The sequence below is a fragment of the Streptomyces sp. JW3 genome, from assembly GCF_052216785.1.
In the GTDB taxonomy this organism is placed as follows: Bacteria; Actinomycetota; Actinomycetes; order Streptomycetales; family Streptomycetaceae; genus Streptomyces.
The window spans coordinates 1-19,553 of the sequence record NZ_JBQOUX010000103.1 but is presented as its reverse complement, the minus strand read 5'-3'; the positions used below and the strand labels follow the sequence as shown (position 1 = coordinate 19,553).

Annotated in this window: 17 protein-coding genes and 1 pseudogene; 6 read left to right on the top strand and 12 right to left on the bottom strand. The window is 72.3% G+C overall.

The genetic code is table 11. The features are described from left to right. Nucleotides 1-20: 20 nt before the first annotated feature. The 8 genes and pseudogenes from ACTT8P_RS30595 to ACTT8P_RS30560 form a co-directional block, all read right to left on the bottom strand. Complete coding sequence (locus ACTT8P_RS30595) at nucleotides 21-902, bottom strand: hypothetical protein (RefSeq protein ID WP_442835027.1); 882 nt, start codon at nucleotides 900-902, stop codon at nucleotides 21-23. Continuing rightward, the gene (locus ACTT8P_RS30590) at nucleotides 899-2,086 is read right to left on the bottom strand and encodes a DUF3500 domain-containing protein (protein WP_442835026.1); all 1,188 of its coding nucleotides are present in this window, start codon (nucleotides 2,084-2,086) and stop codon (nucleotides 899-901) included. Before ACTT8P_RS30590 ends, ACTT8P_RS30595 begins: the two co-directional genes overlap by 4 nt. 44 nt (nucleotides 2,087-2,130) lie before the next feature. Next, nucleotides 2,131-3,027: an ABC transporter substrate-binding protein gene (locus ACTT8P_RS30585; protein WP_442835025.1), complete on the bottom strand. Its 897-nt coding sequence runs from the start codon at nucleotides 3,025-3,027 to the stop codon at nucleotides 2,131-2,133. Between the two features lie 20 nt (nucleotides 3,028-3,047). Further along, entirely contained in the window at nucleotides 3,048-4,700 is a 1,653-nt protein-coding gene (locus ACTT8P_RS30580; protein ID WP_442835024.1) for a thiamine pyrophosphate-binding protein, read from the bottom strand. A gap of 3 nt (nucleotides 4,701-4,703) precedes the next feature. Further along, nucleotides 4,704-5,738, bottom strand: a pseudogene (locus ACTT8P_RS30575) (amidohydrolase family protein). 27 nt (nucleotides 5,739-5,765) lie between these two features. Next, nucleotides 5,766-6,629 carry an HpcH/HpaI aldolase family protein gene (locus tag ACTT8P_RS30570; protein WP_442835023.1) on the bottom strand — a complete coding sequence of 288 codons (864 nt, stop codon included), beginning with the start codon at nucleotides 6,627-6,629 and terminating at the stop codon, nucleotides 5,766-5,768. Continuing rightward, nucleotides 6,626-7,240, bottom strand: coding sequence for an SRPBCC domain-containing protein (locus tag ACTT8P_RS30565; protein WP_442835022.1), 615 nt, complete (start codon nucleotides 7,238-7,240; stop codon nucleotides 6,626-6,628). Before ACTT8P_RS30565 ends, ACTT8P_RS30570 begins: the two co-directional genes overlap by 4 nt. Before the next feature lie 129 nt (nucleotides 7,241-7,369). Continuing rightward, complete coding sequence (locus tag ACTT8P_RS30560; RefSeq protein ID WP_442835021.1) at nucleotides 7,370-8,164, bottom strand: ABC transporter ATP-binding protein; 795 nt, start codon at nucleotides 8,162-8,164, stop codon at nucleotides 7,370-7,372. Between the two features lie 459 nt (nucleotides 8,165-8,623). Between ACTT8P_RS30560 and ACTT8P_RS30555 the strand changes: the two genes are divergently transcribed. Both ACTT8P_RS30555 and ACTT8P_RS30550 read left to right on the top strand, forming a co-directional pair. Then, a complete protein-coding gene (locus tag ACTT8P_RS30555) occupies nucleotides 8,624-9,877 on the top strand; it encodes a lactonase family protein (RefSeq protein ID WP_442835020.1) in 1,254 nt (417 codons plus the stop codon). A gap of 129 nt (nucleotides 9,878-10,006) precedes the next feature. After that, nucleotides 10,007-11,302: an MFS transporter gene (locus tag ACTT8P_RS30550; RefSeq protein WP_442835019.1), complete on the top strand. Its 1,296-nt coding sequence runs from the start codon at nucleotides 10,007-10,009 to the stop codon at nucleotides 11,300-11,302. Nucleotides 11,303-11,468: 166 nt separating this feature from the next. Here the strand turns inward: ACTT8P_RS30550 and ACTT8P_RS30545 are convergent, their stop codons facing one another. The 4 genes from ACTT8P_RS30545 to ACTT8P_RS30530 all read right to left on the bottom strand — a co-directional run bounded on the left by ACTT8P_RS30545 (nucleotide 11,469) and on the right by ACTT8P_RS30530 (nucleotide 15,158). After that, the gene (locus ACTT8P_RS30545; RefSeq protein ID WP_442835018.1) at nucleotides 11,469-12,197 is read right to left on the bottom strand and encodes a siderophore-interacting protein; all 729 of its coding nucleotides are present in this window, start codon (nucleotides 12,195-12,197) and stop codon (nucleotides 11,469-11,471) included. Nucleotides 12,198-12,209: 12 nt separating this feature from the next. Continuing rightward, nucleotides 12,210-12,818, bottom strand: coding sequence for a TetR/AcrR family transcriptional regulator (locus ACTT8P_RS30540; protein ID WP_442835017.1), 609 nt, complete (start codon nucleotides 12,816-12,818; stop codon nucleotides 12,210-12,212). Nucleotides 12,819-13,110: 292 nt separating this feature from the next. Continuing rightward, on the bottom strand, nucleotides 13,111-13,590 hold the full coding sequence (locus ACTT8P_RS30535; protein ID WP_442835016.1) for a MaoC family dehydratase: 480 nt from the start codon (nucleotides 13,588-13,590) through the stop codon (nucleotides 13,111-13,113). Nucleotides 13,591-13,658: 68 nt separating this feature from the next. Continuing rightward, nucleotides 13,659-15,158, bottom strand: a complete 1,500-nt coding sequence (locus tag ACTT8P_RS30530) for a class II 3-deoxy-7-phosphoheptulonate synthase (RefSeq protein ID WP_442835015.1) — start codon at nucleotides 15,156-15,158, stop codon at nucleotides 13,659-13,661. 301 nt (nucleotides 15,159-15,459) lie between these two features. Between ACTT8P_RS30530 and ACTT8P_RS30525 the strand changes: the two genes are divergently transcribed. From ACTT8P_RS30525 to ACTT8P_RS30510, 4 genes are read left to right on the top strand one after another with little or no spacing between them, the layout of a single operon-like run. Continuing rightward, nucleotides 15,460-17,052, top strand: coding sequence for a 4-hydroxyphenylacetate 3-hydroxylase N-terminal domain-containing protein (locus ACTT8P_RS30525; RefSeq protein WP_442835014.1), 1,593 nt, complete (start codon nucleotides 15,460-15,462; stop codon nucleotides 17,050-17,052). After that, nucleotides 17,049-17,609, top strand: coding sequence for a flavin reductase family protein (locus ACTT8P_RS30520; RefSeq protein ID WP_442835013.1), 561 nt, complete (start codon nucleotides 17,049-17,051; stop codon nucleotides 17,607-17,609). The genes ACTT8P_RS30525 and ACTT8P_RS30520 overlap by 4 nt, the downstream gene beginning before the upstream one ends. Before the next feature lie 36 nt (nucleotides 17,610-17,645). Next, on the top strand, nucleotides 17,646-18,848 hold the full coding sequence (locus ACTT8P_RS30515; RefSeq protein ID WP_442835012.1) for an FAD-dependent monooxygenase: 1,203 nt from the start codon (nucleotides 17,646-17,648) through the stop codon (nucleotides 18,846-18,848). A 55-nt stretch (nucleotides 18,849-18,903) separates the two neighbouring features. Next, nucleotides 18,904-19,515: an acyltransferase gene (locus ACTT8P_RS30510; RefSeq protein WP_442835011.1), complete on the top strand. Its 612-nt coding sequence runs from the start codon at nucleotides 18,904-18,906 to the stop codon at nucleotides 19,513-19,515. The last annotated feature ends 38 nt before the right edge of the window (nucleotides 19,516-19,553 follow it).

Genomic DNA, 19,553 nt, shown 5'->3' with positions numbered 1-19,553 from the left:
GAGGTGTGGGGGCGGGGGTGTCAGCCGCCGAGGCGGGCCGGCGACACACCGAGTGCCGTGCAGGTCCGCTCGACGAGTTCGTCGTAGTCCACCGCGCGGGGGATGACGTCCTGTTCCAGCGCGTAGCCGGCGGCCTTGGTGAACGCGCCGCGCAGGGCCTCGAAGCCGACCGGGTGCAGCGGGAAGGGCCGGCCGGTCTCCTCCTTGGCGGCGAGTACGGCGGCCATCGCGTCGTACGCGGCCAGCACGGCGTCGGGATACCGCGCGGCGGCGGCCTCGGAGACGCCGACCACGTGGTTGACGGGGATGAACCCCTGGTCCTTCGACCACTGCTCGGCGACCGCCTGCGCGTCGTCGATGGCGGTGCGGATGCGGTCGTCGGCGGGCAGTTCGTTGCCCATGATGCCGAAGTCGACGTTCCCGGCCAGGAAGTCGGCCGGCAGCTTGGTGCCCTCCGGCGCCCGGGTGACCCAGGACGGGTCCTCGGCGCCCTCGACGTGATGGCCCTCGTACGTCGTCCACCGCGCCTTGCGCAGGTCGACACCGTACTGCTCGGTGAGGAAGCCGCGCACCCACACACCGGTGGTCTGGCTCCAGGCGCGCACCCCGACCCGGTGGCCCTCGACGTCGGCGACGCTCAGCCCGCCGAGGGTGACCAGGGTCTGGTGCTGGTGCCGGCCGAGGGTGGTGACCGGCAGCAGCAGGACCGGCTTGCCGTGGGCCAGGGCCTGGAGCACGGTCACGATGGCCAGTTCGCACAGGTCGACGTCGGACCGGTTCACGAAACCACGCGACGCCTTGTGCACCGGCTTGATGCCGACCCGCTCCGGCTCCGCGCCCGCTTCCCGGGCCGCCGACAGCGCGGCTGCCGCGAGATCGTCACGGCCGAGCACCAGCTTCATTTCTCTTCTCCTTGTGTCTCTTGTGTCGAGGGACGGTGCCGGTGGTGCCGCTCGTGGTGCTGACGCAGCAGGTCGACGCCGAAGTCGTTGCCGTTGGGGGTGCGCACGACGGTGTGGATGTGCCGGCGCGAGGGATAGTCGTTGTCGAAGAACACACCGGGCATGTGCTCGAACTCGACGATGATCACCGGGCTGTGGAAGCGGTAGTAGAAGGTGCCGTCGGGGTCCCCGGCCCAGCCGAAGTAGGTGTCGCCCTCGTGGTCCAGCACCTCCCGCATCCGGGTGCGGGCCTGGTCCGCGCGGGCCCGGTTCACATACAGGCCGAGGAGCTGGCGCGCGGTCTCCCGCCGGCCGGCCGACAGCTCGGACAGCGGCAGCCCCTGGTAGTCCAGCTCGTAGTTGTCCCGGAACGCCCCGACCAGCAACTCCTCGGGCCGGCCGGCCGCGAGGGTGGCGCGCTCCCGCTGCCCGCGGTCGAGCTGGGTGAACAGCTCGTGGCCGAGCGCCTCCTCGCCCCGGAAGGCCACCGTCCCGGCGTACTTCCCACCCCCGGCCACCACCGGCTCGGCGCCCAGGAAGGACGGGGTGAGGACCATCTGATTCCCGACGAAGACACAGTTGACGTTGACGTGGTGGCCGTCGAGCTGCCAGCCCCACGGGCCGCCGTTCTCCGGCTCCCCGTAGACGGAGAACCAGTACAGCCACTCGTTGAGGCCGTGGGTGTTGTCGCTCAGCTCACCGATGGTGAGGTTGAGGTGCATCAGGTCGGTCAGCTGGCCGTAGCCGGCCGCGCTGAGGCTCTCCCGGACGACATTCATGGCCTGCTGCCGGCCGACGTCGTCGAGGTCCTCCAGCAGCACACCGTGGCGCAGGAAGTAGCGGGCGCCGTTGTTCCAGTGCCGCCAGCTCTCGTCGTCCATCGCGAACCGGCCCTCGGCGCGCCGCTCCTCGGTCAGGCCCACGAGGTACTCCTCCGCCGCCCGGGTCACCTCGCGGACGTCCGCTCCGGTGTCGCGCAGCGGGAACAGTCCCGGCCGGATGCCGTCCGAGGTGGCCACACCCCGGAAGGGTTCGTGCGCCGCCTTCACCCGCCAGGCGACCTTGTCGAGCAGGTCGGGGGTCCAGATCTCCGGCTTGCGCGTGGGCGGGTTGCCCCGCTTGCGCAGCCCTACCGGCTCACCCATCGCCGCTCCTCCTTTCACTGGTTGTGCAGGTGTCCGCCGGGTCCTCAAGCGGTGAGGAAGGCCGTCTTCCGCTCGATCGCCGCGACGTCCACGGCCTTGCCGATCAGGCCCTGTTCCCGGGCGTACCGGGCGGCGACCGCCACGCACGCGGTGAGCCGCGGGCTCCAGCCGGCGGTGACCGCGCGGCCGGCGGGGGAGCCGTCGCGCTCGCCCGCGGTGTCCGCGATGGCCTGCTCCAGCGCCCGGTACACGGCGTGCACGGCGTCCGGTGAGTCCCGCAGGACGTCGTCGCGCACCACCAGCAGATGGTTGGCCGGGATCGTCCCGTGCCGTTCGATCCACGCCTGCCCGGCCCGCTCGGCGTCCGCCACCAGCGGCACCAGGCCCGCGCCCTGCCCGCCGATCGCCTTGGGGCCGAGCACCGCCGCCGCCACGTCGTGGGAGCGCAGCAGGTCCGCGACCCGCTCGGCCTTCGACCGCTCCACGTTCGGCGGGTTGACGTACTGGGCGACATGGACGTCCTCGGTGGTCACCCAGGTGACGTCCGAGGACTTGACCCCGTACTCCTCCTGGAGCCAGCCGCGCACCCACAGACCGGTGGTCTGGCCGTAGGCGCGGACGCCCACCCGGCGGCCGGCGAGATCCGCCGGACTCAGTTCCGGGCCCTCGGGCAGCCGGGTCAGGGAGCGGTGGTGGGTGCTGCCCACCAGCACCACCGGCAGCAGTGTCACCGGGATGCCGGCGTCCAGCGCCTGGAGGTAGGTGGCCATCGGCATCTCGCAGATGTCGTAGGCCAGGTCGCGGACCATCCGGGCGAAGGCCGGGGGCAGCGGAGTGGACTCCGGGTACTGGCAGTCCACCCCCGGCACGGGGACGGTGCCGTCCTTCAACGGGCGGGTGTGCGGGTGGTTGCCCAGCATCACCTTGAGCTGTGTAGGCATGGGTGTTCCCTTCTTCCCGCTCACACGTCCTCGCCGTACTGGATGCGGCGGTAGGGGGTGCTGAGTACTTCGCGGGTGATGCGGACGTCGATGACGGTGGGGCGGGGGGAGCGGACGTACGCGGCGAGTGCGGTGCGCAGTTCGTCGGCGGTGCGGACGGTGGCTCCGCCGCCGCCCAGCGCCTCGGCGACGGCGCCGAGTTCGGGGGTGGGGATGGTGGCCAGGTCGGGGTCGAGGCCCTTGGCCTTCGCCTTGTGGTACTCGGCGCCCAGCCCCTGGTCGTTCATGACGACGACCAGGAGGGGGATGTCGTAGCGGCAGGCGGTCTCGAACTCGGGCAGGTGCATCAGGAAGCTGGCGTCGCCCTCGACGACGAAGCCGGGCCGGTTGCCCTTGGCGATCATCTGGCCGAGGGCGATCAGCGGGGCCTGGCCGATGGCGCCGAACATGCCGTAGTTGGACAGCACGTCACGGGAGCGCTGGAAGAGCATGGTGCCGAAGTCGGTCTGGTGGCCGCTGCCCAGCACCAGGCCCATGTCGGCGGGGAGTTCGTGGTCGAGGATCCAGATCGCCTCGCGCGGGTCGAGACGGCCGGGCTCGCGGACGTACTCGGGCTGCTGGAGGCGGCCGGTGAGGTGCCGGCGGGTCTGCTCGGTGTGGTAGCCCTCCAGGCGCACCGACCGCTCCTTCAGGGTGCGGGTCAGTTCGGTCAGGGCGGTGACCGCGTCGGCCTGGAGATAGCAGTCGGCGGTCCTGCCGTTGCCCATCACCAGGTGCGGGGCGGTGTCGATCTGGATGTACTTGGCCTCGGGATAGAGGTAGCCGGACTCGATGGTGTAGTGGTTCAGGCTGGCGCCGACCGCGATGACGCAGTCGGCCTCCTGGAGCAGTTCCATGGAGAGCTTGTCGCCGAACAGGCCGGAGAGCCCGACGTGGAAGTCGGTGCGGTCGCACAGCCAGTTCTTCGCCTGCAAGGTGGTGGCCAGCAGGGCGCCGGTCTGTTCCTGGAGGGCGAGGATCTGTTCGCCGGCCTCGGCCTTGCGGGCGCCGCGGCCGGCGATGACCACGATGTGTTTGGCGTCCTGGACCAGGTCGGCGGCGGCCTGGACGCGGGCCGGGTCGGGCAGCAGCCGGGCGGTGTCGATCAGGGCGGTCGAGGGGGTGTAGTCCTCGTCGTAGTCGTCGAGTTCGGCGACCTGCACGTCGAACGGCGCGCTGATCATGACCGGCCGGGACTGGGTGCGGGCCCGGTAGAAGGCCTGGCGCACGGTCTCCTGGGCCAGCTCGGGCCGGGTGAGGTGCAGGAAGTCGCACTCGACGGCGGCGGCGAAACGCCGCTGGTCCAGGTACTGGGTGGCGCCCTCGTCGCCCAGCGGGGTCTCCCCGCAGAACGCGACCAGCGGGGTGCGGGCCCGGCTGGCGCACAGCATCGAGGTGGCCAGCTGGGAGACACCGGGGCCGCTGGTGGTGGTGAGGACACCGGGCGCTCCGGCGCCGCGGGCCCAGCCGTCGGCCATGCCCAGGCCGGAGCCCTCGTGGCGGACCTCGTACAGCCGCACCCCGCGGTCGGCCAGCGCGGCCATCCAGTGCATGTTGGCGTCGCCCATCATGCCGAAGACATCACGGGTGCCTTCCTTGACGAACGCCTCGGCCAGCGCTTCGTAGAGCTTCATGTCTCAAGATCCCTTCACGTGTGCCGCGAGGCGGGGGAAGACCCGCAGGGCGTTGTCGCCGTAGACGGCCCGGCGGTCCGCCTCACTGAGGGTGTCGATGGAGTCGAGGGTGTACTTGGTGTCGTCGAAGCGGCGCCCGGTCTCGGGGTCCACGCTGCGCACCGCGCCGATCATCTCCGAGGCGAACAGCACGTTCTCGCTCGGGATGATGTCGAGGAGGAGTTCCATGCCGCGCTTGTGGTAGACGCAGGTGTCGAAGTACACGTTGCGCAGGATCGACTCCTGAAGCGGCGGCCGGCCGCGGTCCTGCATCATGCCCCGGTAGCGGCCCCAGTGGTACGGCACCGCCCCGCCGCCGTGCGGCAGGATCAGCCGCAGTGTCGGGAAGTCGGTGAACAGGTCCGACTCGCACAGCTGCATGAACGCCGCCGTGTCACCGGCCAGGTAGTGCGCGCAGGTGCCTTGCAGGGCGGGGTTGCGTGACATGGCCACATGCACCATCGCGGGCACGTCGAGCTCGACCATCTTCTCGTACAGCGGGTAATACACCCGGTCGGTGAGCGGCGGCGCCTGGTAGTAGCCGTCCGAGGGGTCGGGGTTGAGCAGACAGCCCACGAACCCCAACTCCTCGACTCAGCGCTCCCGTTCGGCCACCGAGTTGGTGACGGAGGCGGGCAGTGCGGCACCGGGGGACTGCGGCAGCTGGCACACGCCCACGAACCGGTCGGGGAACAGGCCGCACACCCGGGCGATCAGGTCGTTGCTGACCCGGGACCAGTCCAGGCTGGTGTGTTCGTCGCCGTAGTGGTGGGCCATCTTGCCCGCGCCCGGCGAGAACACGGTCAGGTCCGTGCCGCGCTCGACCTGCAGCTTGAGCTGCCCGTTCTCGATGGCGGCGCGGATCTCGTCGTCGCTGATGCGCAGGGTGTCGGGGGACAGGCGGGCGCCGGAGTCCTCGAACGCCGCGATCTGCTGGTGGCGCCACTCACCGAGCGCCGGGGGCGCCGTGGTGAAGTGGCCGTGACAGTCAATGATCATGAGTGTGCTCCGAAAAGGGGGGGTGTGTCAGGCCCGGCCGGTCAGCTCGCGGGCCTTCGCCAGGCCGGGGTAGGTGCGCACCGGTGCGGACATGAGGAAGCGGTAGCCGTCGGCGAGGACCTGCTCGACGTTGCCGGCCGTCACATGGGGATGGCCCACCGGGACGCCGCGCCGGGCGCAGATGCCGAGGATCTGCCGCTTGCACTCCAGGACCCGGGGGTGTTCGTACTGGCGGGGGACACCGAGTTCCTGGCTCATGTCGCCCTCGCCGATCAGGATCAGGCCGATGCCGGGGACCTGGTCGAGGATGTCGGGCAGGTTCTCGATGCCCTGCTGGTCCTCGATCATCAGCCCCACCAGGATCTCGCCGTCCTCGGCCAGCGGCCACACATCGGCCTTGGCGTAGTACTCGATGTTGGAGATGCCCCAGTAACGGGTCGCGGCGTGCGGGCCGTCCCCGCGCAGCCCGGCCGGCTCGTAACCGGGCGTGCCGGGCAGCCGCGGGTAGCGGCAGGCGGCCACCGCGTTGCGGGCCTCCTCGACCGTCGAGATGTGCGGCCAGATGATCCCGAACGCGCCCAGGTCCAGGGCCTGCTTGGCATGCCACTGGGCCCGCTCCGCGCCGTTGGCGGGAATGCGCACCATCGGCGTGACGGCCGGCGCGAGACTGTCCGCCTCGTGGATCTGGCGGCGGCTCAGCAGATACTGGAAGCTGTCCCGCAGCGCGTTGATGTCCCAGGGCTTGTGTTCCATCTCGAACACCACCCCGTCGTAGTCGGTGGTGGTCAGTTCCACCGCGGCGGTCGGCTCGGCGGCCGAGAACGTCGCGAACACGTGCTCACCGGCCGCGAGCCGCTCGATCACCTTGTTGTGCCTCGGTGTCGTTGTCATCGCCGTCCTCCCTGGCCCAGTGCCTCACCGGATGTGCCCGCCGCCCGCCGCGCCGCCAGGCGCCTGGCCCTGCGCCCCGCCCACCAGGCCCGCAACCGGGCCAGTGGCCCGGCCGGCCGGGCCGCCACCGCGACCGGCACGGAAGTCGTCGCCGCGACCGGCTCGGCGCACACCTTCACCAGTTCCTCGGTGAACTCCTTCGTCATCCGGGAGACCACCACCCCCGCGCCCGACTCGATCAGCTTGGCGAGCTTGCCGTTGAGCTTGATCTCGCCGTCGCACAGCACCCGCGAGCTGCCCGGGGTGTCCCCCTCGGTGACCCTGAAGGTGGCGCCGGCGCTGAACCGGGTGGCGCCCTGCCCGTCACCGCCGCGAGCGGTGAGCCGGCCCTCGTGCGCGGCCTCGTCCAGGTCCAGAGCGACCCGCGCGGCGAACTTCACCCGCAGACCACCGAACCTGATGGCCAGCGTCCCGTCGAAGGACCCGTCCTCGTGCGACGCCCCCAGCTCGGCACCGCCGATGCAGGACACCACCGCCGAGGGGTCGGAGATGACTTCCCAGACACGTCCGGGGGGACTCGGTACGGCGATCTCTTCCGTGATCGATATCAAAGCTGTGACCTCACTTGGCGGCAGGGCATGACGTCATGGGGGAGAAGACATGGGGGCATGACGGCACGACCGGCGTGGTGACTTGGTGACTCGGGGAACGGAGCGGAACGGGGACCTGGTGTTCCCGTGTTACGCGGCGGCCTTCCGCTCGGCCGCGAAAAGGCTCCACAGGTCGTTGTAGAGCTCGGAGAACTCGGGTGACTCGACGAGTTCGCCGATCTGCCGGGGGCGGGTGAAGGGGACGGGGAGCACGCGGCGGATCGTGCCCGGACCCTTCGACATCACGACGACCTCGTCGGCCAGGTAGATGGCCTCGTTGAGATCGTGGGTGACGAAGATGAGGGTTCCGTTCTGCTCGCGCCAGATGTTGAGCAGTTCCTGCTGGAGCTCGAGCCGGGTGATGGCGTCGAGCGGTCCGAACGGCTCGTCCATCAGCACGATGGACGGGTTGTAGATCAGCGCGCGGGCGATCGCGCAGCGCTTCTGCATACCGCCGGACAGCTCCCGGGGGAAGTGGTTCTCGAAGCCGGTCAGGCCCACCAGCCGCACCCAGTGGGCGATGCGCTCGTCGCGTTCGTCCTTGGGTACCTTGCGGAACTTGAGCGCCAGACCGATGTTGCCCTTGACGCTCAGCCAGGGCAGCAGGTGGGAGTGCTGAGTCACATACGCCGCGTCGGAGTTGACGCCACTGACCCGCTCGCCCGCGTAGTGGACCTCCCCCCGGGTGGGGGTGAGCAGTCCGGCGGCCAGGTTGAGGATGGTGCTCTTTCCGCACCCGCTGGGGCCGATCACGGCGACCACCTTGCCGCGGTCGACCTTGAACGACACGTTCTCGATGGCCGGTCGGTGGGTGCCGGGGAACTGAAGGGTGACGTCCTCGAGACGGAGGGCCTCCGGGTGGGAATTGCGCTGACTGGTCGACATGTCTGTCTCCTCGACCTCCCCCTCGTTGACGAGACGAGAAGGCCGTGCGCTCGCGCCTGTGGCGGCGGTCGTATGTGACGGGGTGCGATTGAGATTGTCCTACAAGCTGTGTCGGAACGTAACACTGGCGACTCATGGCTACAAGGAGTCTGCTGGAAAAACCTTCTTTACCGAGCTGAGCCCGGATGGACTGTCCAAGATTGTTGGACAACAGGGGTGCTGAGGTCCCCGTGAAGGGTCCGCTCGCGGCGGATGCGGGGCGGGTGCGGGGGTGGACCGCGGGTGACGCTCTCGACGTGCAATCTTTGTCTGACAAGTAGAAGGGGGTCAATCGGGATTTTTGGTGCAAGTCATGAGTTCTTCCGGCGCTGACCTTGCTCGGGGAGGTCGCGAGCGTTACGTTCCCTGCGTCTTTGTTCGACAATTCTGGTGGCTTGTGACAGGAGAAGGGCGTCCCCGATGAACGCACTCGCGCACGGCCCCCAGAGCGGCGACCGGCCGCGCCGGCGGCCTTCCCGCCGTACCGTCCTGGCGGCGCTCGCCACGTCGGTCGCCACCGCCCTGCCGCCGCTCTCCGCCGCACCGGCCGCCGCCGCACCGGGCCCACCGGGCCGGACCGGCGACCTGCTCTACGTCGGCACCTGGGGACAGGGCCAGGTGCACGCGGTGCGCTTCGACCCCGGCCACGGCACCATGACCCCGCTGGGCGCGGTCGCGCAGGTCAGCGCGGGCTGGGTCGCGACCCACCCCACCCGCCCGGTGCTCTACGTCGCCGGCGCCGAGCAGGGCGGATTCGTCCGCGCCTTCCGCATCGACGACACCTCCGGGGCCCTGCGCGAGATCGGCGAGGTCCAGACGGAGCCGACCCCGACCGGCAGCGGCGGACTGTCCTTCATCGGGCCGGCCCCGGACGCGGGCGCCCTGCTGGTGGCCGACTTCGCGGCCGGCGCCGCCGCGACCGTCGCGCTGGACACGGCCGGCCGGCTCGGCGCCGTGGCCTCCCGGGTGCGGGAAACCGGCTCCGGACCCAGCCCGCGGCAGACCGGCCCGCACCCGCATCATGTGGTCGTCGCCCCGCACCGCGGGCACGCGCTGGTCGCGGACTTCGGCGCGGACCGGGTGTTCGTCCATGACTACGACCCCGACACCCACCGGCTGTCCGCCGGCGCACCCGACGGCCCCGCCGGCTACCCGACGGCACCGGGGTCCGGCCCCCGCCGCCTGGCCTTCCACCCCGACGGGCGGACGGTCTACCTGCTGAACGAGCTGACCGCCGACCTCCAGGCCCTGCACTGGGACGCCGTCCGAGGTGAACTGACACATCGTCAGACAGTGTCGACGAACACCCCGGGCCACACCGGAGCCACCAGCGCCGCCGAACTGGCCGTCAGCCGCGACGGCCGCCACGTCTACACCTCCAACCGCGCCGAGAACACCCTCGTCGTCTTCGCCACCGACCCGGCCACCCACCTGCTCACCGAGGTGCAGCGGGTGCCCTGCGGGGGTGTCACCCCGTGGAGCTTCGCCCTCCACCCCGGCGGCCGATGGCTGTTCGTCGCCAACGAGGCGAGCGGCACGGTGAACCTGTTCCGCGTCTCCCCGGCGTCCGGACACCTCACCGACACCGGTACCAGCGTGGCCGTGCCCTTCCCCGACTCCATCGCCTTCCGCGTCGGCACCGGCACCCCCGGCGCCGGCGCCGCGCGGTCCTGACCGGGCCGCCGCCCGCGCCGAGGCGGGCGGCGGCGTCACCACTTCGGAACGGAGCGACATGACCTCGCCGCGGCCGCACCCGGCCGTCCGCCCCGCCCGGGCCGGGCACGACCCGGCCCCGGTGCGCCGATGACCGACCTGCACCACGACCGGACACCCACCGCCGGACCGGCCCCGGACCGGGACGCCGGGCGGCCGCTGGCCGGCTTCGCCTCGCTGCGCGTCAGGAACTACCGGGTCTACACCCTCGGGCAGACCACGTCCGTGGTCGGCAACTGGATGCAGAACATCGCCGTCGGCTGGCTGACCCTGCAACTCACCCACAGCGGCACCCTGCTGGGCGTCGTGATCGGCGCCCGCTATCTGCCCGTCCTGCTGCTCGGCGTCTGGGGCGGCCTGGTCGTGGACCGGCACGACACCCGCCGGCTGCTCGCCCTCACCCAGGTCTGCTTCGCCGCGCAGGCCGCCCTGCTCACCGTACTGACCGCGGCCGATCTCGTGACCCTGCCGCTGCTCATCGTGGTCATGCTGACGCTCGGCCTGACCAACCTCTTCGACAGCCCGGCCCGGCAGAAGATGATCAGCGAGCTGGTCGACGCGGAACACCTGAGCAACGCCATCGCGATCAACTCCACCTTCGTCAACACGGCCAAGCTGCTCGGCCCCGGCGCCGCCGGGTTCGTCATCGCCGCCCTGGGGGTGGCCCCGTGCTTCGCCCTGGACACGGTGTCCTTCCTGGCCGTACTCGTCAGCCTGGCCATGCTGCGGACCTCGGAGCTGTACCCCGCCGAGCGGGAGGTACGGGGCAGCGGGCAGATCCGGGCCGGTCTGGCCCACATCCGCCGCACCCCCGAACTGCTGTATCCGATGGTCATGGTGTACGTGACCGGGGTGCTCACCTGGGAGTTCCCGGTGAGCCTGCCGCTGCTCACCACCTCGGCGTTCCACTCCGGCTCGGCCGGCTACGGCGCGGCCACGGCGCTGATGAGCGCGGGCGGGGTGCTGGGCGGGCTGGTGGCCATGCGGCGCCGCCGGCTCAGCACCCGGTCGCTGTCGGTGTCGGCGCTGATCTGGGGCGCGCTGATCTGCGCCGCGGCGCTGGCGCCCAGCCTGCCGGTGGCCCTGGCGCTGCTGGTCCTGGTGGGCGCCGGTTCCATCACCTTCAACTCGTCGGCCAAGACGCTGATGCAGGTGGGTGCCGCGCCGCAGATGCGCGGCCGGGTCATGTCGGTCTGGTCCATCGGCTGGATGGGCGGCACGGTCATCGGCGCCCCGGCCGTCGGCGCGGTCGGCACGGCCTTCGGCCCCCGTGGCGCGCTGTTCGTGGGCGGGGTGGCCGCGGCGGGCGTCGGGCTGGCCGTACTGCTCCTGTCGACGACCGGGCGGAGCGCGGGCGGGCGGAGCGGACCGGCCACGGCCGCGTGACGCGCCGCCCCCGGGGAGGTGCCTCGGGAAGCCCGGTGGGAGAAGTCCGGTGGGAGAAGTCCGTTGGGAGAAGCCCGGTGCGAGGAGCGCGGTGCCGGTGCGGGCGTGGCGTGGCGTGGCGTGGCCGGGGGATCCTGCGGCCGCACGGCCGCTCTGGTCGGGCCCCTCAGTCGGAGGCGAGCGGGTCCCGGTGGTCGGCCTCGTCCCGCTTCCAGTAGCCCTTGGCGTAGGCCCGGTGGCGGTCCAGGCCGAGGCCCTCCAGGAAGTGGCGGCGGATGTCCCGGACGGCGCCGGACTCCCCGGCCGCCCACGCGGCGACCCGTGCCCGCGGGACGGATGCCTTGAGCACGGCGTCCCGCAGCGCCTCGCCCTTGGCCCGGCCGGCTCGGTGCACCCACACCACGTCCAGGCCGGCCGGCAGGCTCACCTCGGTCTCGGCCTCGGGCCCCGACACCTCCAGGTAGACGGCGCCGCGCAGTGCGGCGGGCAGGTTCTCGGCGATGGTGAGGACGGCGGGCTGGGCGCTCTCGTCGCCCGCCAGGAGGTAGTAGCCGGCGTCCGGGTCGGGGCGGAAGGAGCCGCGCGGGCCGCCGAAGGAGACCTCCTGGCCTGGGCGGACGGCTTCGGCCCAGCGGGCGGCGGGGCCGTTGCCGTGCAGCACCACGTCGACGTCCATCCGCGGCGTGGACGGGTGCGTGCGGCGCACGGTGTAGGCCCGGCCGGCGGTCCGGCCGTCCAGCGGATCGGTCACGAACAGCTTCACCCACTGCGTCGGTTCGTCGCAGTGGAAGGCCGCCATGCCGGGGCCTCCCAGGGTGACGCGCGCCATCCGGGGGGCGATCGTGGTGACCGCCTCCACCGTGGCGGTGTAACGGGTACGACGGGTCCGGAACATGGGGACAGCCCTTCAGGCGGAGGAGGCGGGGGACGACACCCCGGGTGACGGCACCCCGGGCGACGACACCCCGGGCGACGGCACGCCGTCCCGGAGCGCCAGGACGGCGGTGGTCAACTGCCGGACGAACCGGGCGTCCAGCGGCCGGCCGGTCATGAAGGCCCGGTGGAAGGCGGCCCCGACGACCAGGTCGAGGAGCTGGTCGGCGTGGTGCCGGGGCGCGGTGGTGCCGGGACGGGGCGGCAGTGCCGCCTGGACGCGTCCGCGGTCGTACTGCCGCTGCGGCCGCAGTACGTCCCGGCGCAGTGCCGTGGCGGTGGCCGGGTCGTGCAGGGCGTGCCCGATGAGCACGAACAGGACGCGGCCGGTGGGGGACTCGGTGAAGACCGTGCCCACGTGGGTCACGTACCGCTCCAACGCGGCCTGCGGGCCGTGCGGCAGCTCCGGCCAGAACGCCGGGTCCCGCAGGTCCTCCGCCAGGACGTCCAGCAGGATGTCCACCTTCGACCGCCACCACCGGTAGATGGTCTGCTTGGCGACGTCCGCCCGGTCGGCGATCGCGCCGACCGTCATGGCCTGGAAGCCGACGTCCAGCAGCAGGTCGTCGGCGGCGCGCAGCACCGCGACGCGCGCGGCCTCGCTGCGCCGGGGGCCGTTGCGGGTGCGGGCCGCGGCCCGGCCGGCCGGCCGGTCCCGCTCGTGCTGGGCGTCGATGGCGCGTCCTCCTCGTCGCGTCGGTCGCGGCGTCCGTCCCGGAGCCGGTCGACCTGACCGAGACTAGACGCAACGGTGCGTACGGTCAAAGGGTCGCGGCCCGACACGGGGCAGTCCCGTTCCTCCCCGGACGGGGGAGACCGGGGAGGAACGGGAGCAGGGGGGGAACGCACGGCCGGCGACCAGCCCGTACGTCCGGTCAGTGCTGTGCGGCAGCCGCCTCCCGCCGGGTGGTCCCGGCCGCCGCGCGGGCGAACAGCAGCCGGGTGCGCATCCGGTACACCGGCTGCCCGTCCTGGTCCACCGCCTCGACGAGGAAGCGGACCGTGCCCTCGTGCGGTCGCCGGGGGTGCGGCGCGGCCTCCTCCACGGTGGCCCGGCCGCGCAGCTCGTCACCGGGACGCACCGGCTTCAGGAACCGGACCTCGTCCATGCCGTACGAGCCCTGGCAGGCGGAGTCCGCGAGCAGCGCGCGCACGAACTGCCCCATGACCACGGCACCGGTGTGCCAGCCGCTGGCGACCAGACCGCCGAAGGGGGAGCGGGCGGCGGCCTCGGGATCGAGGTGGAACGGCATCGGGTCGTAGACGCGCGCGTACCCGATGATGTCCTCGCTCGTGAGCCGGGTGGCCCCCAGCTCGTAGACGCTGCCGACGGAGAAGTGCTCGAAGTGCCGCACGGTGACGGGTCCTTTGTCTCGGAGGGCGGTGGAAGGTCCGTGGCGGCCGAGGGTCCGCGGCGGCTGGTTCAGCCGACGGGCGCCGCGGCGCGCGCGTACCCGGGCAGGTCCGGGGCGCGGACCGGGACGTGCCCGGGGCGGGGCCGGTCCGGCCGGCGCTGCTCGGCGCTGAACCACTCCGCGACCCGGAACGCCAGGTCCATCGACTGCGCGCGGTTCAACCGGGGGTCGCACGCCGTCTCGTAGCGCAGGTGCAGGTCGTCGGAGCGGACCTCGTTGCTGCCGCCGAGGCACTCGGTGACGTCCTCGCCGGTCAGTTCCATATGCACCCCGCCGGGGTGCGTGCCCAGGGCGCGGTGCACCTCGAAGAAGCCGGTGATCTCGTCCAGGACGTCGTCGAAGTGCCGGCTCTTGTGGCCGCTGGGCGCGGTGAAGGTGTTGCCGTGCATGGGATCGCACACCCACGCCACCTGGGCGCCCTCCGCGCGCACCGCCGCCACCAGGGCGGGCAGCCGGTCGCGCACCAGGCCCCGCCCCATCCGTGTGATGAAGGTGAGCCGGCCCGGGGTGCGCCGCGGATCCAGCCGGTCCAGCAGCGCCAGTACGTCCCCGACGGCCGCGTCCGGGCCGAGCTTGACGCCGAGCGGGTTGCTGACGCCCGCGGCGAACGCGACGTGCGCCCCGTCCAGCCGGCGGGTGCGCTCGCCGATCCACAGCAGGTGCCCGGACAGCGCGTACCGCCGCCCCGTGTCGGGGTCCGTCCGCACCAGGGCCGACTCGTAGTCGAGGAGCAGGGCCTCGTGGCTGGCGAACACCTCCGTGGTGCGCATCGTCGAGGTGCTCATCCCGCAGGCCCGGATGAACGCGAGCGCCGCGTCGATCTCGCTTGCCAGCCGCTCGTAACGGCGTTCCGCCAGGGACAGGGACACGAAGTCGCGGTTCCACTCGTGCACCCGGTGCAGGTCCGCGTACCCGCCCGAGGTGAAGGCGCGCAGCAGGTTCAGGGTCGCCGCGCAGGCGTGGTAGACGCGCTCCAGCCGGGCCGGGTCGGGGGTGCGGGCCTCGGCGGTGAACGCCAGCCCGTTGACGGCGTCGCCCCGGTAGGAGGGCAGCGTCACCCCGTCCCGGGTCTCGGTGGGCCGCGAGCGGGGCTTGGCGTACTGGCCGGCGATCCGGCCGACCTTGACCACCGGCAGGCCGGCCGCGTACGTCAGCACGGCGGCCATCTGGAGCAGGACCTCCAGCTTGCCGCGGACCGACTCCGCGCTCACCGCGTCCAGTGTCTCGGCGCAGTCGCCGCCCTGGAGCAGGAAGGCTTCGCCGCGGGCGACCTCGCCCAGCCGGTCCAGGAGGGTGTCGCACTCCTTGGCGAACACCAGCGGCGGCGCACTGGACAGGGACGACAGGGCGGCCCGCAGCGCCGCGGGATCGGGCCAGTCGGGCTGCTGCTGAGCGGGCAGGGCCCGCCACGCGTCGGGGGACGGTCCGGACGGCGGAGTGCCGCCCTGTCCCGGGGAGCCGGGCTGTTCCGGGGAGTCCGTCGGTGACGGGCGCTTCAGGGCTTCCACGCTGTCAACCTCAACGCCTTCTGTATCCGAGGGCAGGGGCACGAGCAGGGCAGGGCAAGGAGGGGCGGGGTGGCGGGGTGCGGTGGGCGCAGCCTGTCACGCGCTCGCCGGGCGCGGGCAGTGGGCCGTTGTGGCTAGAAGGGCGGAACTAATACCCGCGTACTAGCCCCAGCGGCCGACTGTCGGGGCGGTGCCCGCTCCTGGAGCATTTCGGCAGGCGCACACCGTCGGCGGGAGCCGTCGGCCCGCGTGGTCGCGCGCCACACCCCGCCACGCCACCGGCTTCGAAAGGTGACTCCGCATGATCAGCACCGCCAGGCCCTCCGGGTCCGTGTCGCGCCCGCAGACGGGGGACGAGTACCTCGAGAGCCTCCGGGACGGCCGGGAGGTCAGGATCTACGGCGAGAAGGTCGACGACGTAACCAGCCACCCCGCGTTCCGCAACAACTCCCGCATGGTGGCCCGTCTCTTCGACGCGCTGCACGACCCCGAGCGCAACAGCCGGCTGGTCGTCCCCACCGACACCGGCAGCGGCGGCTTCACCCACCCCTACTTCAAGGCCCCGTACACCTCGGGCGATCTGCGCGCGGCCGCGCGGGCCATGGAGGAGTGGGCCCGGATGACGTACGGCTGGCTGGGCCGCACCCCGGACTTCAAGGCCGCCTTCCTGTCCACCCTCGGGTCCAACAAGGAGCATTACGCGCCGTTCGAGGACAACGCCTCCACCTGGTACCGCAAGGCGCAGGAGAAGGTGCTGTTCATCGGCCACGGCATCGTCAACCCGCCGATCGACCGCAACCGCGGGCTGACCGAGCTGAGGGACGTGATGCTCACGGTGGACCGGGAGACCGACGCCGGCCTGGTCGTCTCCGGCGCCAAGGTGGTCGGCACCGGCGCGGCGCTCACCCAGCACATCTTCATCGGCAGCTACGGCGCCATCCCCAAGGGCGCCAAGGAGTTCTCCGCGTACTTCGTCGTGCCGACCAACAGCCCCGGCCTGAAGATCATCTCCCGGCCGTCGTACGAGTTCGCCTCGGCCACCGTCAGCAGCCCCTTCGACCAGCCGCTCAGCAGCCGTCTCGACGAGAACGACGGCATCCTCGTCTTCGACCAGGTGCTGATCCCCTGGGAGAACGTCTTCTGCTACGACGTGGACAAGGCGAACAACTTCTTCTACGGGTCCGGGTTCTTCTACCGGGCGATGTTCCACGCCTGCGTCCGGTTCGCCGTGAAGATGGACTTCCTGACCGGTCTGCTCGCCAAGTGCCTGGAGACCACCGGCACCTCGGAGTTCCGCGGGGTGCAGAGCCGGCTCGGCGAGGTGCTCGCCTACCGCAACATGTTCTGGGCGCTGGTGGACTCCATGGCGGAGAACCCCACCAAGTGGCCCGACGGCACCGTCACCCCCAACGGGGAGACCGCGCTGGCCTTCCGCGTGCTGTCCTCGTCCATCTTCCCGAAGGTGCGGGAGATCTTCCTGCGCGACCTCGGCAGCGCGCTGATCTACAACAACTCGCACGCCCTGGACTGGTCCAACCCCGAGGTCCGGCCCTACCTCGACAAGTACGTCCGGGGCCTGGGCGTCGAGGCGATCGACCGGGTCAAGCTGATGAAGCTGGCCTGGGACGCGGTCGGCACCGAGTTCGGCGCCCGCTGGGAGCTGTACGAGATGAACTACGCCGGCAACCACGAGCAGATCCGCTTCGAGGCGCTGCACGCCCAGCAGACCTCCGGGAAGTTCGACGAGTACAAGCGGCTCGTCGACCAGTGCCTGTCGGAGTACGACGAGCACGGCTGGAAGGTCCCGGACCTGATCGACCCCAAGGACACCACCGTGCTCGGCGGCGGCGCGCCCGGCACCGGGGCGGCCGACCCGGTCGAGGCCGCGCGGTGAGCAGCCCGGCCCCCGCTCCGGGCGGTCCCGCCGCGCCGCCCCAGGTGGCCCTCCTGCCGCCCGGGAACACCCATCTGCGGCAGGTCCTCGGGCAGTACGTGACCGGGGTGTGCGCGGTGTCGACCCGCTTCGAGACCCGCACCGGAACGCGGCACGACGCCATCGCGGTGAACTCGTTCACCTCCGTCTCCCTCGACCCGCCGCTGGTGTCGATGTACCTGCGGGCCGACTCCACCTTCCTGCGCCGGGTGCGGGCCTCGGGCCAGTGGGCGGTGTCCTTCCTCGGCAACTGGGCGCGGCCCCTGGTCGGCGCGCTGACCGCGCCCGCGGTGCGGCGCCCCCCGGTGGAGGAGGCCGCGGACTGGGCCGTCGGACCGCACACCGGCTGCCTGCTGCTGCCCGACGCGCCCGGCAGCCTCGAATGCGACCTGCACCTCACCCAGGCGCTCGGCGACCACGTGCTCGTCGTCGGGCGGGTGCTGGGCGCCGTCGGCCGCGACCACGACCCCCTGGTCTTCCACCGCGGCACCTTCACCGGTGTCGCACCGGCGCCCTGATCCGGCGCCGGCCCACCAGAAGAAGAAGGAGACGCCATGGCGGCGAGACGCCCGTACGTGGCCGTCGTGGGCGGCGGCATCGGCGGCCTGGCCGTCGCGCTCGGCCTGCGGCGGCAGGGCATCGAGGCGGTCGTCCACGAGCAGGCCCGGGAACTGACCCACCAGGGCGCCGGCATCGCGATCGGCGCCAACGGACACCGCGCCCTGCGCGACCTGGGCGTCGTCGAGCGGCTCACCGCCTCGGCCGCCCGGCCCGGCCGCGCCGACTTCCGGCACTGGCGCACCGGCCGGTCCATGGTGACCCACCAGCTGACCGGCCACTACGAGGAACGCTTCGGAGCGCCCTTCTGGACGGTGGAACGCGCGGCCGTCCAGCAGGCGCTGCTCACCCGGCTCGGCCCGGAGCACGTCCGGCTCGGCGCGCGCTGCACCGCGGTGGAGCAGACCGCCGACGGGGCCGTGCTGCGCTTCGCCGACGGCACCGCGGCCGAGGCCGACGCGGTCGTCGGCGCGGACGGCATCCACTCCGCGGTGCGCCACCACCTGTTCGGCCCCGACGAGGCCGTGTTCTCCGGCACCAGCGGCTATCGCGCCCTGGTGCCGCTGGACCGGCTGCGGCACGTCCCCGAACTCGCCGAGCCGGTGCTGTGGCTGTGGCTCGGACCGGGCCGGCACTTCATCGCCTACCCGGTGGCCGACGGCAGCGCCCTGAACTTCCTGGCCGTCGTGCCCGACCGGACCTGGACGGTGGAGTCCTGGTCCACCGAGGGCGACCCCGGCGAACTGCTGGCCGCGTTCGACGGCTGGCACCCGTTCGTCACCGAGGTGCTCGGCGCCTGCGACCACCCCGGCCGCTGGGCGCTGTACGACCGTGAACCGCAGCGCACTTGGAGCGCCGGCCGGGTGACCCTGCTGGGCGACGCCGCGCACGCGATGCTGCCGCACCACGGGCAGGGCGCCAACCAGGCCCTGGAGGACGCCGTCGTGCTGGCCCGGCTGCTCGCGGGCACCGACGCCGACGGGGTGGCCGGGGCGCTGCGCGGCTACGAGCGGCTGCGCCGGCCCCGCACCCGGCTGGTCCAGGCCGGCTCGCGCAAGAACGCCGGCTGTTTCCAGCTGCCGGACGGACCGGAGGCCGAGGCCCGCAACGAACGGCTGACCGGGCTGCCCGACGACCTGGCCTGGATCCACGGGTACGACGCCCTGGCCGCCCTGCGCACCGCCCCGGCACCGGTCTGACCGGCCCGGCCGGCCGGCCCTCCCCCGACCGCCTCGACGAACGGTGAATTCTGCCATGGCACGGATCTACTCCTTCGAAGGCACGGTCCCCGTCGTGCACCCGACCGCGTTCGTCCACCCCGACGCCGTGCTGATCGGCTCGGTCGACGTCGGACCGGGCTGCTACGTCGGCCCGCTCGCGAGCCTGCGGGGCGACTTCGGGCACATCGAACTCAGGGCCGGCTGCAATGTGCAGGACGGCTGTGTGCTGCACTGCTTCCCCGGCGCCGACACGGTCGTCGAGGAGGACGGACACGTCGGCCACGGCAGTGTGCTGCACGGCTGCCGGGTCGGCCGGGACAGCCTCATCGGCATGAAGTCCGTCCTGATGGACGGGGTGGTCGTGGGCCGGCAGGCGTTCGTCGGCGCCGGCAGCTTCGTCAAGTCCCGCTTCGAGGTGCCGGAGCGGCACCTGGTGGCGGGCAGCCCGGCCAAGGTAGTGCGTGAACTCACCGCCGAGGAGATCGCCTGGAAGGGCAACGGCACCCTCCAGTACCAGAAGCTGGCCCAGCGCTGTCTGAGCGGCCTGCGTCCGGCGACGGCCGCCACCGAGCGCACCGCGCCCGTCACCTCCGCGGCCACCGGCGAGCCCGAGCACATCACCCTGCACGCCTACCGGTCCCGCTGAACCGGTACGCACACCACACGGCCCGGGGCCCCCGGTGC

What these genes read in the sequence shown, in the direction of transcription:
- ACTT8P_RS30595 (WP_442835027.1), bottom strand. Translation starts at nt 902, where the DNA reads ATGAAGCTGGTGCTCGGCCGTGACGATCTCGCGGCAGCCGCGCTGTCG.
- ACTT8P_RS30590 (WP_442835026.1), bottom strand. Translation starts at nt 2,086, where the DNA reads ATGGGTGAGCCGGTAGGGCTGCGCAAGCGGGGCAACCCGCCCACGCGC.
- ACTT8P_RS30585 (WP_442835025.1), bottom strand. Translation starts at nt 3,027, where the DNA reads ATGCCTACACAGCTCAAGGTGATGCTGGGCAACCACCCGCACACCCGC.
- ACTT8P_RS30580 (WP_442835024.1), bottom strand. Translation starts at nt 4,700, where the DNA reads ATGAAGCTCTACGAAGCGCTGGCCGAGGCGTTCGTCAAGGAAGGCACC.
- ACTT8P_RS30570 (WP_442835023.1), bottom strand. Translation starts at nt 6,629, where the DNA reads ATGACAACGACACCGAGGCACAACAAGGTGATCGAGCGGCTCGCGGCC.
- ACTT8P_RS30560 (WP_442835021.1), bottom strand. Translation starts at nt 8,164, where the DNA reads ATGTCGACCAGTCAGCGCAATTCCCACCCGGAGGCCCTCCGTCTCGAG.
- ACTT8P_RS30555 (WP_442835020.1), top strand. Translation starts at nt 8,624, where the DNA reads ATGAACGCACTCGCGCACGGCCCCCAGAGCGGCGACCGGCCGCGCCGG.
- ACTT8P_RS30550 (WP_442835019.1), top strand. Translation starts at nt 10,007, where the DNA reads ATGACCGACCTGCACCACGACCGGACACCCACCGCCGGACCGGCCCCG.
- ACTT8P_RS30545 (WP_442835018.1), bottom strand. Translation starts at nt 12,197, where the DNA reads ATGTTCCGGACCCGTCGTACCCGTTACACCGCCACGGTGGAGGCGGTC.
- ACTT8P_RS30525 (WP_442835014.1), top strand. Translation starts at nt 15,460, where the DNA reads ATGATCAGCACCGCCAGGCCCTCCGGGTCCGTGTCGCGCCCGCAGACG.
- ACTT8P_RS30515 (WP_442835012.1), top strand. Translation starts at nt 17,646, where the DNA reads ATGGCGGCGAGACGCCCGTACGTGGCCGTCGTGGGCGGCGGCATCGGC.
- ACTT8P_RS30510 (WP_442835011.1), top strand. Translation starts at nt 18,904, where the DNA reads ATGGCACGGATCTACTCCTTCGAAGGCACGGTCCCCGTCGTGCACCCG.